The organism is Micromonospora sp. NPDC048999, assembly GCF_040649295.1.
GTDB lineage: Bacteria > Actinomycetota > Actinomycetes > Mycobacteriales > Micromonosporaceae > Micromonospora.
Genome location: NZ_JBEZFI010000013.1, coordinates 12,046 through 27,333, shown reverse-complemented (window position 1 = coordinate 27,333; position 15,288 = coordinate 12,046). Strand labels below are relative to the sequence as shown.

The 15,288-nt window shown below is 71.5% G+C and carries 9 protein-coding genes; 5 read left to right on the top strand and 4 right to left on the bottom strand.

Annotated features, from left to right (window positions below; genetic code table 11):
* Window positions 1-339: 339 nt before the first annotated feature.
* The 3 genes from AB0C02_RS16350 to AB0C02_RS16340 all read left to right on the top strand — a co-directional run bounded on the left by AB0C02_RS16350 (window position 340) and on the right by AB0C02_RS16340 (window position 4,844).
* On the top strand, window positions 340-2,589 hold the full coding sequence (locus AB0C02_RS16350) for a M14 family metallopeptidase (protein ID WP_357548835.1): 2,250 nt from the start codon (window positions 340-342) through the stop codon (window positions 2,587-2,589).
* 121 nt (window positions 2,590-2,710) lie between these two features.
* Window positions 2,711-4,036: a YibE/F family protein gene (locus tag AB0C02_RS16345; RefSeq protein WP_357548832.1), complete on the top strand. Its 1,326-nt coding sequence runs from the start codon at window positions 2,711-2,713 to the stop codon at window positions 4,034-4,036.
* A gap of 100 nt (window positions 4,037-4,136) precedes the next feature.
* Window positions 4,137-4,844, top strand: a complete 708-nt coding sequence (locus AB0C02_RS16340; RefSeq protein WP_357548830.1) for a YoaK family protein — start codon at window positions 4,137-4,139, stop codon at window positions 4,842-4,844.
* 36 nt (window positions 4,845-4,880) lie between these two features.
* Here AB0C02_RS16340 and AB0C02_RS16335 read toward each other — a convergent pair whose 3' ends face one another.
* Complete coding sequence (locus AB0C02_RS16335) at window positions 4,881-5,942, bottom strand: FUSC family protein (protein WP_357548827.1); 1,062 nt, start codon at window positions 5,940-5,942, stop codon at window positions 4,881-4,883.
* Window positions 5,943-6,222: 280 nt separating this feature from the next.
* Here AB0C02_RS16335 and AB0C02_RS16330 point away from each other — a divergent pair, with 280 nt between their 5' ends.
* Together AB0C02_RS16330 and AB0C02_RS16325 are read left to right on the top strand one after the other, a co-directional pair.
* Entirely contained in the window at window positions 6,223-8,247 is a 2,025-nt protein-coding gene (locus tag AB0C02_RS16330) for a serine/threonine-protein kinase (protein WP_357548825.1), read from the top strand.
* A gap of 2 nt (window positions 8,248-8,249) precedes the next feature.
* Window positions 8,250-12,548: an FtsK/SpoIIIE domain-containing protein gene (locus AB0C02_RS16325; RefSeq protein ID WP_357548823.1), complete on the top strand. Its 4,299-nt coding sequence runs from the start codon at window positions 8,250-8,252 to the stop codon at window positions 12,546-12,548.
* A 168-nt stretch (window positions 12,549-12,716) separates the two neighbouring features.
* Here AB0C02_RS16325 and AB0C02_RS16320 read toward each other — a convergent pair whose 3' ends face one another.
* The 3 genes from AB0C02_RS16320 to AB0C02_RS16310 are packed head-to-tail and all read right to left on the bottom strand — an operon-like array spanning window position 12,717 to window position 15,282.
* A complete protein-coding gene (locus AB0C02_RS16320) occupies window positions 12,717-13,187 on the bottom strand; it encodes a DcrB-related protein (RefSeq protein ID WP_357548817.1) in 471 nt (156 codons plus the stop codon).
* On the bottom strand, window positions 13,178-15,043 hold the full coding sequence (locus AB0C02_RS16315; protein WP_357548814.1) for a hypothetical protein: 1,866 nt from the start codon (window positions 15,041-15,043) through the stop codon (window positions 13,178-13,180). Before AB0C02_RS16315 ends, AB0C02_RS16320 begins: the two co-directional genes overlap by 10 nt.
* On the bottom strand, window positions 15,040-15,282 hold the full coding sequence (locus AB0C02_RS16310; protein ID WP_357548812.1) for a hypothetical protein: 243 nt from the start codon (window positions 15,280-15,282) through the stop codon (window positions 15,040-15,042). Before AB0C02_RS16310 ends, AB0C02_RS16315 begins: the two co-directional genes overlap by 4 nt.
* Window positions 15,283-15,288: the final 6 nt, after the last annotated feature.

The window sequence follows — 15,288 nt, the reverse complement described above, 5'->3', positions numbered from 1 at the left end:
AGCCAGTAAAACTTACAACCATCGATGCCTCATCATAACAGCCACACGTGAACCCTTGACAACATACGTAACACGAAACACACTTCGCCCAGCCCGCGTGCGCCAAGGGATCCGCCCCGACACTGCGAATGCCGGGGCGGTATCAAGCACGCTCGATTGAAGGGAACTCCCATGAGGAGATTCGGGAAAAAGGTCGGGGTGGGTCGCCTCCTAGCGCTGGTAACCCTGCCCGCGGCCATCGCCTTCGGCGCGCTGCCGACACTGGCGAGCCCGTCTACCGACGGTGGCCGAGTTGTGCCGGACCGCAATTCTAGCACTGAACAGAACGGTGTCGCGCTTATGCGCATCGTTGCCGCCGATCGGGCGGAGGTGGACCGTCTTGTCGACCTGGGGGTCGACCTGGCGGAGTACAACAAGCAACTCGAAAACGGCATCGAGGTGCACGCCGTCCTCAGCCCGGCGGAGAGCGACGCGCTCCGCGCCATGGGCTTCAACGTCCAGGACAAGATCCTGGACCAGACGGACTACGCGGAGAACATCGCCGAGCGCAACGAGGCCATCGCGGTCGCCGAGGCCGCCGCGGCGGAGGCGGACAAGCTGACCGTGCTGCGGGCCGAGTGGTTCACCAGCCTGGACGGCAACCGCTTCCTGTCCTTCGAGGTCAAGTCGAGCGCCGTCGACGCCGCCACCGTGATCACCGCCAGCTGGGACACCGGGGTTAACACCCCGGCCGGCTCGGGCGGCACCGCGACTCTCTCCCGGTTCACCGACGCCGGCCAGTACATGTACCACCGCTTCACCAACCCGCTGCCGCTGACCACCGCAGTGCCGGACCGGGTGGTCTTCACCAGCAACAAGGGCGGCACCGTCAAGGCGTCGGTCACGAAGTGGCTGGGGAAGAAGACCCCGGAGGCGAACGAGAGCTACGTCTCGGACTTCGTCGACCACTACATGGACCCGACCGAGATCATGGCTCGGCTCACCTCGCTCCACCAGGAGTTCCCGAAGATCACCCAGCTGATCGACCTGCCGAACAAGACGAACGGCTACCGCCGCAAGGCGCAGGCCCAGTTCGGCTCGGCGTCGCAGAGCATGTTCTACGTGACGTCGAAGGCGTGGGGTCACCAGGGTGGCAACGACATCACCGCGTCGGTGGTCAACCCGGGCGGGGCCAACCAGCCCCTCGGCGTCTCGGTGACGGACAAGAACGTGGTGGTCTCGCTGGCCACCAACGGCTCCGGCGCCGCCACCAGCACCGCCGCCCAGGTCGTCGCGGCGATCAACGGCAACGCCGCCGCCTCCGCCCTGCTGACCGCTGACCTCTACCGGGGCAACGCCGGCACCGGCGTGGTCGCCACCGCCGGCCTGACCAAGCTGACCGACTACCTGAAGGCGCCGGCCAGCGTCTCGCGGGACCCGTTCCAGAACAAGGTGCTGCGGATCGGCCGCGCCAAGGACGGCTCGCGGACCGGCGTGTTCATCTACTGCCAGGAGCACGCGCGGGAGTGGGTCACCCCGATCACCTGTGTCGAGACCGCGGAGCGGCTGCTGCGCAACTACGCGCAGGACACCAAGACCCAGAACCTGGTCAACGGGCTGGACATCTTCATCATGCCGGTGGTCAACCCGGACGGCGCGCACTACAGCTTCTACGACTACAACTCGCAGCGTCGTAACATGACCAACCACTGCGCCGCCAGCGCGTCCGACCCGGGCAACCGGAACGCCTGGGGCGTCGACCTGAACCGCAACTTCACCGTCGGTACGATCTTCGACGGCTACAGCGGCGCCTCGTCGAGCTGCACCGGCGACACCTTCTCCGGCCCGACCACGCTCTCCGAGCCGGAGGCGAAGAACGAGGTCTGGCTGGTCAACGAGTTCCCGAACATCAAGTTCGCGATGAACACCCACTCCTACGGTGGGTACTTCATGTGGCCGCCGGGCGCCTACAAGACCGCCGGCCGTGAGGTTCTGCCCCGGGTCGACTACGGCACCGAGAACTACTTCTGGGACGCCTCTTCGAAGATCCTCTCCGCGGTGCAGTCCTGGCGGGGCACCGCGATCTGGCCGGGCCGCACCGGACCGGTGACCGACGTGCTCTACTCGGCGGCCGGTAACAGCGCCGACGAGCACTGGTACAAGCGGGGCATCATCGGCTGGGACTTCGAGGTCGGCGCCGACGTCTACAACAAGGCGACCAACCGGTACACGGCAGTCGGCTTCCAGCCGACGTTCGCCGAGGGCCACGAGGAAGCGATGGAGTTCTCCAGCGGCCAGATCGCGATCCTGGACGTGGCGAAGAAGTTCGGGGCGGACAAGACCGCGCCGACGTCGGAGCTGCTGGTCAAGGCCAAGGATGCCGGTCTCACCAAGTTCACCTTCAAGGTGAACGAGGCGGCCAACATCTACTACACGCTCGACGGCAGCACGCCGACCACTTCGTCGTTGAAGCTCGCTTCCTCCGGCGCGCGCGAGGGTGCGGAGCAGATCACCATCCACGCCAAGACCACCGTCAAGTGGTTCGCGGTTGACATCGCCGGCAACGCCGAGGCGGTGCAGGTTCGGGAGCTCAACGTACCCAAGAGCTGACCCTGGGGGGCCGTAACGCTACGGGCCAACCCTGGTGACAGTTCGGTGGCCGCCGACCGCTCGCGGTCGGCGGCCACGCCTGCCTCAACCCCACCGTGACCCCTCAAGGCCGGAGCCGTACATGCATTCCCACCACCACACCCACGGTCGGCCCGGGGACACGCCCGCTGCGGGCGTTACCTCGACCGACCCGGCGAGCCGCCGCCGCGCCCTCGTGCTCCTGACGCTGGTCCTGGTTCCCCTGGCGCTCGCGACCGCGCTGGGCATGGTTCTGCTCTGGCCCAAGGCCGGTGAGGTCTCCTCGTCCGGGGCCAGCACGGACACGCGGAATCTCACCTATCCGGAGGCGACCGTCGTGGCGATCGCTCCGTACGAGTGCCCCGCCGCCAACCGACGCCCGGACGAGAACGGAAACATTCCGGTGACCACCTGCGCCACGGTGCAGGCGCGACTGGAGACCGGACCGGAGCGGGACGGCATCGTCACCGTCGACGTGCCCGCCGAGTCGCTGCGCACCGGCCTGAAGATCGGGGATCGGATCAAGGTGGTCCGGATCTTCAACCACCAGAGCGGGCCCGCGGTGTACGGCTTCCACGACTACGCGCGGACGATGCCACTCGCGCTCCTCGCCGTCGCGTACGCCCTGGTGGTGGTCGGTGTGGCCCGGCTGCGCGGCCTACGGGCGCTGATCGGCCTGGGGATCGCCGGCCTGATCATCGTCAAGTTCATGCTGCCCGCGCTGCTGGTCGGCAACTCCGGGCTGCTCGTCGGGGTGGTTGGCGCCGCGGCCATCATGTTCGTCGTCCTCTATCTGGCCCACGGCTTCTCGGCCCGGACCACCACCGCCCTGGTCGGCACCCTCTTCGGGCTGCTGGCCACGGCCGGCCTCGGCGTCTGGGCCGCCGCGGCCGCGCACCTGACCGGTCTCGGCGACCGCGACGGGATCACCCTCGCGATGTTCAACCATCAGGTCAACATGACCGACATCGTGCTCTGCGGAATCATCGTGGCGGGGCTCGGCGTGCTCAACGACGTCACCATCACCCAGTCGTCGGCGGTGTGGGAACTGTACGAGCTGGCACCACAGACCTCGGCACGAAAACTGTTCGGCAGCGCGATGCGGATCGGTCGAGACCATATCGCCTCGACGGTCTACACCATCGCCTTCGCCTATGCCGGCGCCGCATTGCCGATCATGCTGCTGGTCAACGTCTACGACCGGCCGGTTCTCGCCGTGCTGAGCAGCGCGCAGATCGCCGAGGAGATCGTCCGTACCCTGGTCGCCTCCATCGGTCTGGTGCTCGCCATTCCGCTGACCACCCTGGTGGCGGTGGCGGTGGTGAAGGCGGTCGGTCGTCCCGCCCCGTCCCCGGAGGCACCCGGCGACCAGCAACCGACGCCGGAGACCGTCGGCGCCGATTCGGCCGAGGTCGTGCCCGCCCACTGAACGGAGCACCTCGTCACCGTTTCCTCCGCGCGCTGCGATGAGCAGAGGATCACAGCGGTACGCACCGGGCCGGGCCCGGTCCGGCTGTCAGGATGGCAGGGTGCAACGACGGCGATCGCAGCTGGTGGGTGCCGCGGCGCTGGCGGCCTGCGCGGGCGCGGTGGACCTGCTGGCGGTAACCATCCTCGGTGGCGCCTTCGCCAGCATCGTCACCGGCAACCTGGTGACCCTGGGCTACGGTCTGAGCGGCGCTGATCCCCACCGGGCGCTCGCAGCCGTGACCGCGACGGCCGGGTTCGGCGTCGGGGTGGGGGTGTGGACGTGGTTGGGCCGGGCCCGGCCGGCCGCGGTGCTGGGTCCGCTCGCCGCCGAGTTGGTCGCGCTGATCGTGTTGGCGGCCGGTCTGCTGGCGACCGGCTCACGGCCGGATCCGGTGGCGGCCGGTGCGCTCCTGGCGGTGGCGGCGCTGGCGATGGGCGGCCAGAGCGCGGTGGCCTTGCGGCTGAAGGTTCCCACGACGTACCTGACCGGCACCCTCACCACGGCGATCGGCGCGCTGGTGACCGGGCAACGGTCCGGTCAGGGCCAACGGTTCATCCAGCTGCTCGCGCTGGTCGCCGGAGCGGCGACAGCCGCCGTGCTGCGCGCTCACCTGCCGTCGGCCGCGCCCCTGCTACCGCCACTCCTACTGGCCGCCGCGATCGTGCTGCTGGCTCATGGCCGCCGGGTGGAGCGCACCGGGTCGGCGCCGAGCCACCCGGAGCAAGCTGAGCCGGCGCGCCCGCGTACGGAGCCCGCCAAGGTTTAGGCCGGGTTTCATAAGACCGTGCCTTGAGACATCCGACTACCGGTCCTCGTCGGGGGCGGTGGCAGCGTCACGGACGAGGTGGTTGGCCTCCTGCGGGGTGATGTCGGTGGCCCGGAGCAGGTCGCTGGCGGCGCTGCGGATCTGCAGGATGACGGTCCCGCCGAACGTACCGATCTGCTGTTTGCTGGCCTGTCCGGCCAGTCGTGCGGCGTGCAGAACGCTCTGGCGGGTCTGCCCGTCCGCCTGGGCGCCGCTGCAGTCACGATAGAGGTGGGTCAGGGCGTCGCCGAGGGCGTCGACGGCCTGATGCAGTGGCGGCGGGACGGGTTCGTGGTACTGGAGCAGGGTGGCGACCCGGCGGGTCATCACCCTGACGTCGGTGGTGAAGGCGGCGAGTCGGTCGAGGGCGGTCCGGTAGTGCCGGTAGCGGTCGCGCCGCCGGCGCCACCAGGGGGCGATGGTCACCGTTTCCTCGGCGGCCCGCAGGGCGTCGTTGAGACGGTTGGTGTCAGTGGTGACGGTGTTGTTGAGTCGCTCCAGCACCTGCACGGCCTTGTCCTGGTCGCCGGCGGCCAGGGCCTGGGCGGTGGCATGGATGGCGTCGGCGAGGTTGGTGAAGAACGGCTTGGCGGCCCGGTCGACGGCCCGCAACGGGTCGAGGGGCAGCAGCAGTGCCACGGTGAGGAAGCCGACCGACGCACCCACGGCGGCGTCGATGATGCGGCCCAGCTCGAGACTCTTCTGGTTGCCGGCGAGCGTGGCGAACAGAGTGGCCGTGGCGCCGGCCTGACTGACCAGGGCACCACTGCGGCCGGCCACCAGCAGGCCGAGCGCGATGGAAAAGAAGACGACCACGCCGATCTGCCACGCTCCGGTGCCGAACACGTAGAGCAGGGCGTCGGCCACGCTGATGCCCAGCCCCACGCCGATGAGCAGTTCCATCGTCTGTCTGGCGCGTTGCCCGGCGGCGGAGGCGATGGTGGCGAGCGCGGCGATCGGTGCGAAGACCGGCGCGTCCCGGCCGAGGTAGTCCTTGGCGATGATCCAGGCGGCCGTCGTGGCGAGCCCACCCTGGATGGAGATCACCAGGATGGCCACCAGTTGCCGGCTGGCAAGAAGACGCCGCGCGGCCGGCAGCAATCGTGCCGGACCGTAGCTTCCCGCCGAGTGGCTCGGTCCCCGGCCAGGGCTGTCCGGAGAGGCCATGCCCGAGCTTTCCCGCTGGTGCTGGAGATATTCCCGGCGTGAGCCGACAATTTAGGAGGTGGCCTGGTCGAGGGCTGACATATGCCCGACCGGACCTTGAAAACTGTGAGGATGCGCCGCCACCATGATCCAGCAAAGTCCGCGCAAAGGTGTAGGTGAATAGGGGCATCCGGTGAGTGATGTCAGTATCCCCGGCTACGACGACTTTCGGCTGCTCGGCCGGGGCGGCTTCTCCGCCGTCTACTCCGCCCGGCAGGTCGACTACGACCGCCGGGTCGCCGTCAAGGTGCTCGACATCGGCATCAACGACGACGGGCTGCGCCGGAGGCTGCAGCGCGAGCGGGCGGCCACCGGCCGGTTGACCGGCCATCCGAACATCGTGACGATCCTGGACTCGGGTTTCCTGACCGACGGGCGGCCGTTCCTGACGATGGCGCTGTGCCCCCAGGGGTCGCTGGCAGACCGCGTCGCCCGCGAGGGCCCGCTCCCGCTCGCCGACGTCCTGCACGCCGGGGTGACGATCGCCGGTGCGCTGGAGACCGCACACCGGGTGGACATCATCCATCGCGACATCAAGCCGGAGAACATCCTGATCACCGCGATCGGTGAACCGGCCCTCGCCGACTTCGGCATCGCGACCATCAGCGACCACCGGTCCATGACGCGCAACACGCAGGCGTACACGCCGAATCATGCTCCGCCGGAGGTCCTGCGGGGCGAGCCGGCGGGCGTCGCCGCCGATGTCTACAACCTCGGTTCCACCCTGTATCAGCTGCTGGCCGGGCATCCGCCGTTCGCCATGTCGGGCTCGGCGGGGCTGGCCGTCTTCGTGGACAAGGTGCTCAACTCCGAGGCCCCGCCGCCCCGCGACGACCTGCCGGAGTCGCTGCTGGGCGTGCTGCGCCGGGCCATGGCCAAAGCCGCCACCGACCGGTACGCCAGCGCCGCGGAATTCGGGGAGGCCCTGCGCGGCATACAACAGGAACTGGGTCTGCGGGTGGACAACCTGCCGGTGATGGTGGTGGCCACCCCGGACGCGCCGCCACCGCCACCTGCCCCGGGGGCACCACCACCTGCCCCCGGGGCCACGATCCTGCCGCCGGCCCCGACCATCCTGCCGCCGGCCGGTGGCGGGACGCAGCTTGCGGGCGCGGCACAGCACCCGGGCGTGTCGCAGAACCCCGGCGTGTCGCAGCAGCCGGCCGCTGCGGCGGGCTCGGCGAACCCCGCCGCGACGGTCCTTCCCCCGCCGCCGGGGATGACCTTCGCGGGCACCCCCGGGGCGGGGTCGGCGACCCGCCTCGGAAGCCCGCCCCCGGCGCCACCGGTGCCACCGCCCACGCCGGCTCCGGCGGCTCCCCCACCCAAGAAGCGCCGGGGCCTGCTGGTCGCGGCCCTCGTCGTCGTTCTCGTGGCGCTGCTCGGCACCGGCGGGTACGCCGCCATGACCCTTGCCAGCAGGCACGGCGACAGGGGCACACCGCAGGGCACACCGGAGGCCACGCCGAACGGCGGCACCGAGTCCGCGCCGCCCGACGACACACCCGGCGGCAGCGGCGAACCCACGCCCGACGGCTCGTCAGCGGCCCCGAGCTCCGCCGCGCCGCAGTCGCAGGCGCCGGCACCCAAGCCGACCGGCCCCGCGATGACGAGCATCGTCGTCAAGAACATCACGTGCATGACCAACCCTCAGATCGGATCCTGGGAGGGTCAGTTCGACGTCTCGTGGAAGGCCGTCCGCGCCGACAACGTGCAGCTGTCCGGCCCGACGGCGAGCGCATTCCTGGGGGGGTTCGACGGCGCCTCGGGCGAGGCGACCTTCTCCTTCCCCTGCACGCCGAACGGCACCTTCCTGTTCCGTGCCGTCCCGCAGTCGGGGCAGACCGCGGGGCCGTACAAGGACTACAAGGGCCGGTGGCCCGACGCGACGCGGGTCACGAACTTCACGGTGTCGAAGCTCAGGTGCGACGGCAGTGCGGCGAATCTTGAGCTGCGGTGGTCGAGCCGTGGCGCCGACGAGGTACGTGTCTTCTACAACGGTGACATGGCCAGCTCCCTCGTCGGCCTCTCCGGGGCGGCGAACGGCAGCGGCACCGCCTACTGGGACTGCGCGCCCGGGACCAGCTTCTTCCTACGCGCGGTGGCCTACAAGAACGGCGTACCCGGTGGTTCCCGCGACGTCACCGTGAAGTGGTGATCATGGATCTGCTGTTGACCGCCGTGGACACCACGGCCGCCGAACACGACATCCGCCTCGTCGCGGAGCCGAACGCCGACGCGCGTACCCTGCTCGACGCCGTGCACCGCGCGCTGCCCGGCCCAGCCGCCGGCCAGCGCATATTCCTCGAGCGCACCGGCGGCGAGGTCGAGGCCGGGCGTACGCTCGCGGAGCTGGGCGTGCGCCTGGGCGACCGGCTGCTGCTGACCGGGCCGGTCGCGCCGCCCTGGCTGATGCCGGCGGGGGTGAAGGCCGCCTTCGAGGTCCTCATCACCGGCGGCCCGCAGGCCGGGCGGCGTCTGCCGATGGCGGCCGGCGCGGCCATCTACCTCGGACGCGATCCCGCCTGCCAGATCGTCCTGGACGACGGCGAGGTCAGCCGCCGGCACCTGCACATCGGGGCGGGCTCGCGGCAGGTCGCCGTGACCGATCTGGGCTCCAGCAACGGGACGTTCGTCGACGGCGTGCGGGTCGAGGGCAGCGTCCCGGTCGAGCCGGGGCAGGTCATCACCGTCGGCACGACCACGCTGACCGTCGCGCGCCACGGCCCGGCGACGCCCGACGACGCGACCGTGCGAGACGGCCGGATCGCGTTCTCCCGGCCGCCACGGGTCCAACGACCCGTCGAGCCGCAGACGCTGACCGTCCCGATCGCCCCGGCGACCCCGCCGAAGCGGCGCGTGCCGCTCATGGCCGCGATCGTTCCCGTGCTTCTCGGGGCCGGGATGGCCTTCGTCATGGGTCCGATCATGCTGCTCATGGCGCTCTTCGGCCCGGTGATGCTCGGCGTCTCGGTATGGGAGGACAAGCGCAGCGGCCGCCGGGACTTCCAGGCGGCGAGCGAGCGGTACACCGCCGAGATGACGGCGGTCAGCGAGCAGGCCGCCGAGGCGTACGCGCTGCTGCACGAGGCGCGTCTGGCCGCCGCGCCCAACCCCGCCGACCTCACCGCGAGGGCGCTGCGGCACGCACCCGACCTGTGGGAACGCCGGGCCGCCGACAACGACTTCCTGACCGTACGCGTCGGGACGGCCGACCTGCCCAGCCACCTGACGCTGCGCCCGGAGTCCGGCCGGGAGCCGGACGAGCAGGCCGAGACGCTGATCCGGACGTACGCGCTCGATCAGGCCGCGCCGGTCGACGCGGATCTGCGTACCGTCGGGGTCCTGGGTGTCGCGGGGTCGGAGCGCGACGCGCTGCTGCGGTGGCTGGTCCTGCAGTACGCGATTCTGACCAGCCCGCGCGAGCTGGCGATCGTGGTGCTGGGGTCGTCGCAGGAGTGGGCGTGGACCCGCTGGCTGCCGCACACCGAGACGATGACGGCCGGGCTGCCGGGCGTACGGACGGTGGCCTTCGACCCGGAGGACGCGCGCGCGGTCCTGCAGATGGTCGACGACCTGGTGCAGCAGCGGCGCATCACGCTGGAGCGGCGGGGTGACCCGGGCACGTGGCTGCCGAACGTGTTGCTGGTCGTGGCGGACGATGCGGGCGTGCCCCGTTCGGCCCTGTCCCGCGTGTTGGCCGACGGGCCACAGCTCGGCGTGTACGCCGTGGCGACCGCGCCGACGGCGGAGACGCTGCCGGGCGAATGCCGGGCGATCGTGCGGACCGGGCCAGGCCACGAGACATCGGTGACCGTCACCCTGACCGGGCGTACGATCGGCGACATCGTGGTGGACGGCGTCGCCCCGCAACTCGCCGCCGACGTTGCCCGGCGGCTCGCACCCGTGCTGGACAGTTCCGCCGCGGCGATCACCGGCGACCTGCCGCGTCAGGTGCTCCTGCTGGACCTGCTCGGCCTGCCTGAGCCGGACGGGGCGGGCGTCGCTCGCCGCTGGAGCGCGCTGGGCGACGCCGGCCTGGGGGCGCCGATCGGCCACGGCCCGCGTGGGCAGTTCACGGTGGACCTGCGCCGGGACGGCCCGCACGGGCTCACCGCGGGCACCACCGGCGCGGGCAAGTCCGAGCTGTTGCAGAGCATGATCGGTTCGCTCGCGGCCACGTACCCGGCGAGCCGGCTGACCTTCGTCCTGGTGGACTACAAAGGCGGTGCCGCGTTCAAGGACTGCGTCGGGCTGCCGCACACCGTGGGCTTCTTCACGGATCTCGACGCCCATCTCGCCCGGCGCGCGCTGATCTCGCTCAACGCGGAGCTGCGCCGCCGGGAGGAGATGCTCCGCGAGCACGGGGCCAAGGACCTCATCGAGCTCGAACAGCGTCACCCCCGGCACGCGCCGGCCAACCTGCTCATCGTCATCGACGAATTCGCGTTCCTGAAGAAGGAGCTGCCCGAGTTCGTCGCCGGGGTGGTCGACATCGCCCAGCGCGGGCGGTCGCTGGGCGTGCACCTGATGCTCGCGACGCAGCGGCCGGCGGGCGTCATCGACGACAACATCCGCGCCAACACCAACCTGCGCATCGCGCTGCGCGTCGCCGACGAGGGCGACAGCAACGACGTCCTCGACCGGCCCGACGCCGCCCGCATCCCCAAGAGCCTGCCGGGCCGGGGCTACGTGCGGATCGGCCACAGCGACATCAGCCTCGTCCAGAGCGCCTACGCCAACGCGCGCACCTCGCCGGGCGGCCAGGCCGCACCCACCCTGGTCATGCTCGCGCCGCCCGGCTCCGGGCTGCGGGAGCAGCCGGCCGCGCGGGCGTCCGGCGACGCCGGCGACGACCGTCCGACCGACCTGCAGCGTCTCGTCTCAGCGATCCGCACTGCCCACCAGCTGGCCGGCGTGCCGGACCAGCCGCGGCCGTGGCTCGACACCCTGTCCGGGCACTACGACGTCGCGTCCCTTGCCGGCGACGGCTTCGCCGTCGCGCTCGGCGTCGTCGACCTGCCGCACCGGCAGGCGCAGCAGCCGTGGCTCGTCGACCTCACCGAGCTGGGTCACCTGCTCGTCTACGGCACGGCCGGTTCGGGTAAGACGCAGGCCCTGCGTACGCTGGCTGCCGGGCTGAACCGCCTCGACCCCGCCGACGTGCACATCTACGGGGTGGACTTCGCGAGCGGGGGTCTTCGGCCGCTGGCCGCGCTGCCCCAGTGCGGCGGCGTCGTCGGCGCCGACGAGCCCGAGCGGGTTGATCGACTCTTCGCGATGCTCGACGGGGTCATCGCCGAACGCAAGCGGCTGCTGGGTGCCACCGGCTCCTCTTCCGTCGCCGAGCACCGGCGCAAGACCGGCGAGCGGCTGCCGTTCCACGTCGTGCTGCTCGACGGATACGCGGCGTTCCACAACACGTACCTCAACGTGGACCGGGGCGAACTCGTCGACACGCTCGCCCGGCAGGTCGCCGACGGCAGATCGGCGGGCGTGGTCTTCGTGATCACCGCCGACCGGCGCAACGCGATCCCGTCCACGTTGTCCGGGGCCATCTCGGCCCGGCTGGTGCTGCGGATGGCCGACGCCGAGGAGTACGCCGCGCTCGGCCTGCCCATGTCGGTCGCCCAGACCGAGCTGCCGCCCGGGCGAGGCTTCTTTGACGGCGACGAGGTGCAGATCGCCGTGCTCGGGCCGGACGCGTCCGGCTCGGCCCAGGCGGCGGCGCTCGCCGCCCTCGACTCGACCACGTATCCGACCACGCCACCGGCCGTCACGGTCCTGTCCGACACCGTTCCCCTCACCGACGTGGAGCCGGGGCCGCTGCACGTACCGGTGGGGCTTTCCGGGGTGACGCACTCGATCGTCGACGTCGACCTCGACGACGTGCCCGTCTTCGCGGTCTTCGGACCCGACCGGTCCGGACGCTCCACGACACTGTCCACTGTTGTCCACGGGCTTCAGGGGCGGCTACCGGGGCTGGAGGCGTACCTGCTGGCCCCTCGGCGTACGCCCCTGTCGCGGTTGCCCGGGTGGACCGAGACGGCGGTCGGGCTGGACGCGTGTGATGCCCTCGCCGGGCAGTTGCAGGAGTTGGTACGCGAGCGCGCCACCGGCCCCGGCGCGCCGTGGCTCGTCGTGATCGACGACGGCGAGGAGATGGCCGACTCGCTGGGCGCGTCCGCGCTGTCCGCGCTGGTCCGCCGGGGCCGCGACGCGGGCCTGGTGCTGCTCGCGGCCGCCGGTGTCTACGCGGTGCACCGTTCGTTCGGCGGTTGGCTCACCGACCTGCGCAAGGCCAAGCACGGCCTGCTGCTTCGGCCGGAGGTCGACGTGGACGGCGAACTGTTCGGGCTGCGCCTGCCGCAGAAGGCGAGCCGGCGCTTCCCGCCCGGCCGCGCCTACCTGGTACGCCGGGGCGACGTGGACTACGTGCAGGTCAGCTCGGCGTCTTGAGGAAGGAGCAGGTGCGGCGACACCGGCGTGTCGCGAGCGCAAGCACACCTCACTTTGAAAGCGATATGCCTCTCAGTCATATTCATGCCTGGGAGGCATATCGCTTTCACCTCTTCCCAAAGGAGTAGGGCGTCAGCCTCAGTAACCGATTGATCGCTCTCCAGCGATTCAGGCCAGCCTGAGCGAGGCGAAGATGGCCCGGAAAGTGGTCGCGTAGTCGTCGGCGAAGGCAGCCGGACAGGTCGCGTAGCAGTGGATGAGATGTTTCGTGCCCTGTCCGGTCAGCAGCGCCGCCTGGGTCTGGAAGAGCGGGAACGCCAGCCGGTCGCTGCGGAACGTGACCGCCGACAGCACCGCGTCGTGCCCGTCGATGGTCTCGTGCCGCCGCCCGTGCACCTGCGGGTCGAGCATCTTCGTCCCGTGTGCCGCGGCGGCGGTTTCGACCAACTCGTCCAGCGTCGCCGCCACCAGAATCCGCGTAACCAACACCACGAGATTCACGGTGAAGTCGGCGGGCGAGCGCGCGTCGACGGCGAACGCCGACGCCGTCGCGTGGGGACGTTCCTCCCAACTGTCCGGCAGGGTCAGCCGGAAGGCCGGCGGGGCCGGCGAGAGGGCACTCGGGTAGGTCAGTTCCATGGCGGACCTCCGGCGGGCTGGACGAAGAAACGAGCGGCGGCGCTGATCGCGTTGCTCGCGGCATCATCGGGTGAGGTGGCGACGGCGTGCGCCCCGGACAGGTCCGGGGCGGCGGGGAAGGTACCGACGGCCCCGGTCGCCTGGCTGACCGCATCTCGTGCCGCATTCACGGCGGACTGCGCGGCGTCCTTGGCGGCCTCCACCGCCCCCTGGCCGAGTTCCTTGGCCGCCTGGCCCAGCTCCCCGGCCGCCTGCCCGGCCGCGCCGAGCGCCCCCTGCACGGCCTGGCCGGCGCTGTCCACGGCCCCCTGAGCCACGGCAGCCGCGCTGTCCACGGCGTCCTGAGCCGCACCGAGCGCGGCGTCGGCCGCCGTCCTGGCCTGGTCGACGGCCTGCTGGGCACCGTCGACCACGTCCTGCGCCGCGCCCGCCGCCTCTCCAAGGGCACCCGCCGCGTCCTGAACCGCACCCGCCGCGTCCCCAAGCGGACCCGCCGCGTCGCCAAGGGCACCGGCCGCATCGGCGAGACCGCCGGCGGCACCGGCCCCATCGCCGAGCGCCTCCGCGCCGTCGAGCAGCGAGTCCGCCAGCCCGGGGGGATCGAAGAAGTCCGCGACCGCGTCGGCGACGTCGACCGCCGCGTCCGCGATGGACGAGACCGCGTCGCCGACCATGTCGACCGCGCCTTCCAGCGTGCCGATGGGATCGGTGATGGCGTCGCCGATGGCGCCGAAGATCTCGGCGGGCGAGATCGACAGGTCGAGCGAGAAGCCGGCGCCGATGCCGAGCGCCGCGCCGACGTCCACCTGGAAGCCGACCTTGTCCCACGACACCGTGCCGCCGCCGCTGACCTGGATGCCGACGCCGACCTTGCCCTCGACGCCGACCTTCGCGCTCCCGGCGCTGCCCCCGATGGAGGCGCCCGCCCCCGCCGAGGCGCCGGCCTCCGCGCCGAGGCCGGCGCCCGCCGAGATCCCGTCCTTGCCGACGGAAGCCTCAGCGTGGCCGCTCGCGTGGGCACCGGCCTCGGCCTCGGCGTGCCCGCTGGCATCCCCGACGCCGTCGACGCCGATCGAGCCCTGCGCGCTGGCCTTCGCTTCCGCCGAAGCCTCGGCCCGGCCCGAGACGCTGACCCCGTCCGGCCCGACCGACGCGGATGCCTCGACCTCGGCCTGGGCGCGGACCGACGCGTCGGCCTGCCCCTCGGCGTGCACCGGACCGGCGTCGATCCGGCCCTCGGCGTGCGTCGAGGCCTCCACGCCTACGCCGGCCTTGGCGTGCGCGTGGGCGTTGCCCTTCTCGTCGACGCCCGCGTCCGCCTCCCCGTAGGCCCAGCCCCGGCCGGCGGCAGAGACGAAGCCGGAACCCGAGACGACACCGCCGTCGAACGAGCCGCGCGCCTGCCAGGAACCGCCGAACCCGGTACGCGCCTCGGCGCTCGCCTGTGGCGGGAGGCTGCCGTCGGCGTTGACCCACTGGGTGTCCCACGGCTGCGGCGCCGGCGACCGCTGGAGGACGCGCACAAGGATCGGGAACAAGATCAGGTCGAGATCCTGACCCGACGGCGCGGCAGGCGGCGGAGGCGGCGGGTCGGCGACCGGCGGAGTCCCCTCCTCCGCCTCGATGCCGAGCACATGCTCGGCGAGGTTGTCGTGGTCGTTGGTGATCGCACCACCGAGGCCGTCGAGGCCGCCGAGGATCTGCTGGTAGGCCGTGAAGAACGCCGGGTCCTCGCTCAGCTCGGCGCTCGCCCGCAGCAGATCCATCCGGACGTCGCCAAGCTGCTGCAGAGCGCCCTGCAGCGTCCGGGTCAGCTGCCGGAGATCATCGGTGTTGATGCGTACGCGCTCGGTCACGATCCGCCCGCCGCCTGCTGGCCGTGCTGGCGCAGCAGGCGGCCGAGGTCGCGTAGCTGCGTGGCGACCCGCACCGCCTCGCCTCGCCGCCCACGCATCGCCTCGCGGAACCGGTCGGCCTTCGCGCACCGCCAGTCTGCGCTGTCGCCCTTGCCGACCAGCTGCTGGCCGACGTAGTACACGTCGTCGGCGCGGTTGAGCAGCAGCCGCGCCAGCTCCTCGAGCCGCGCCGCATCCATGGCCAC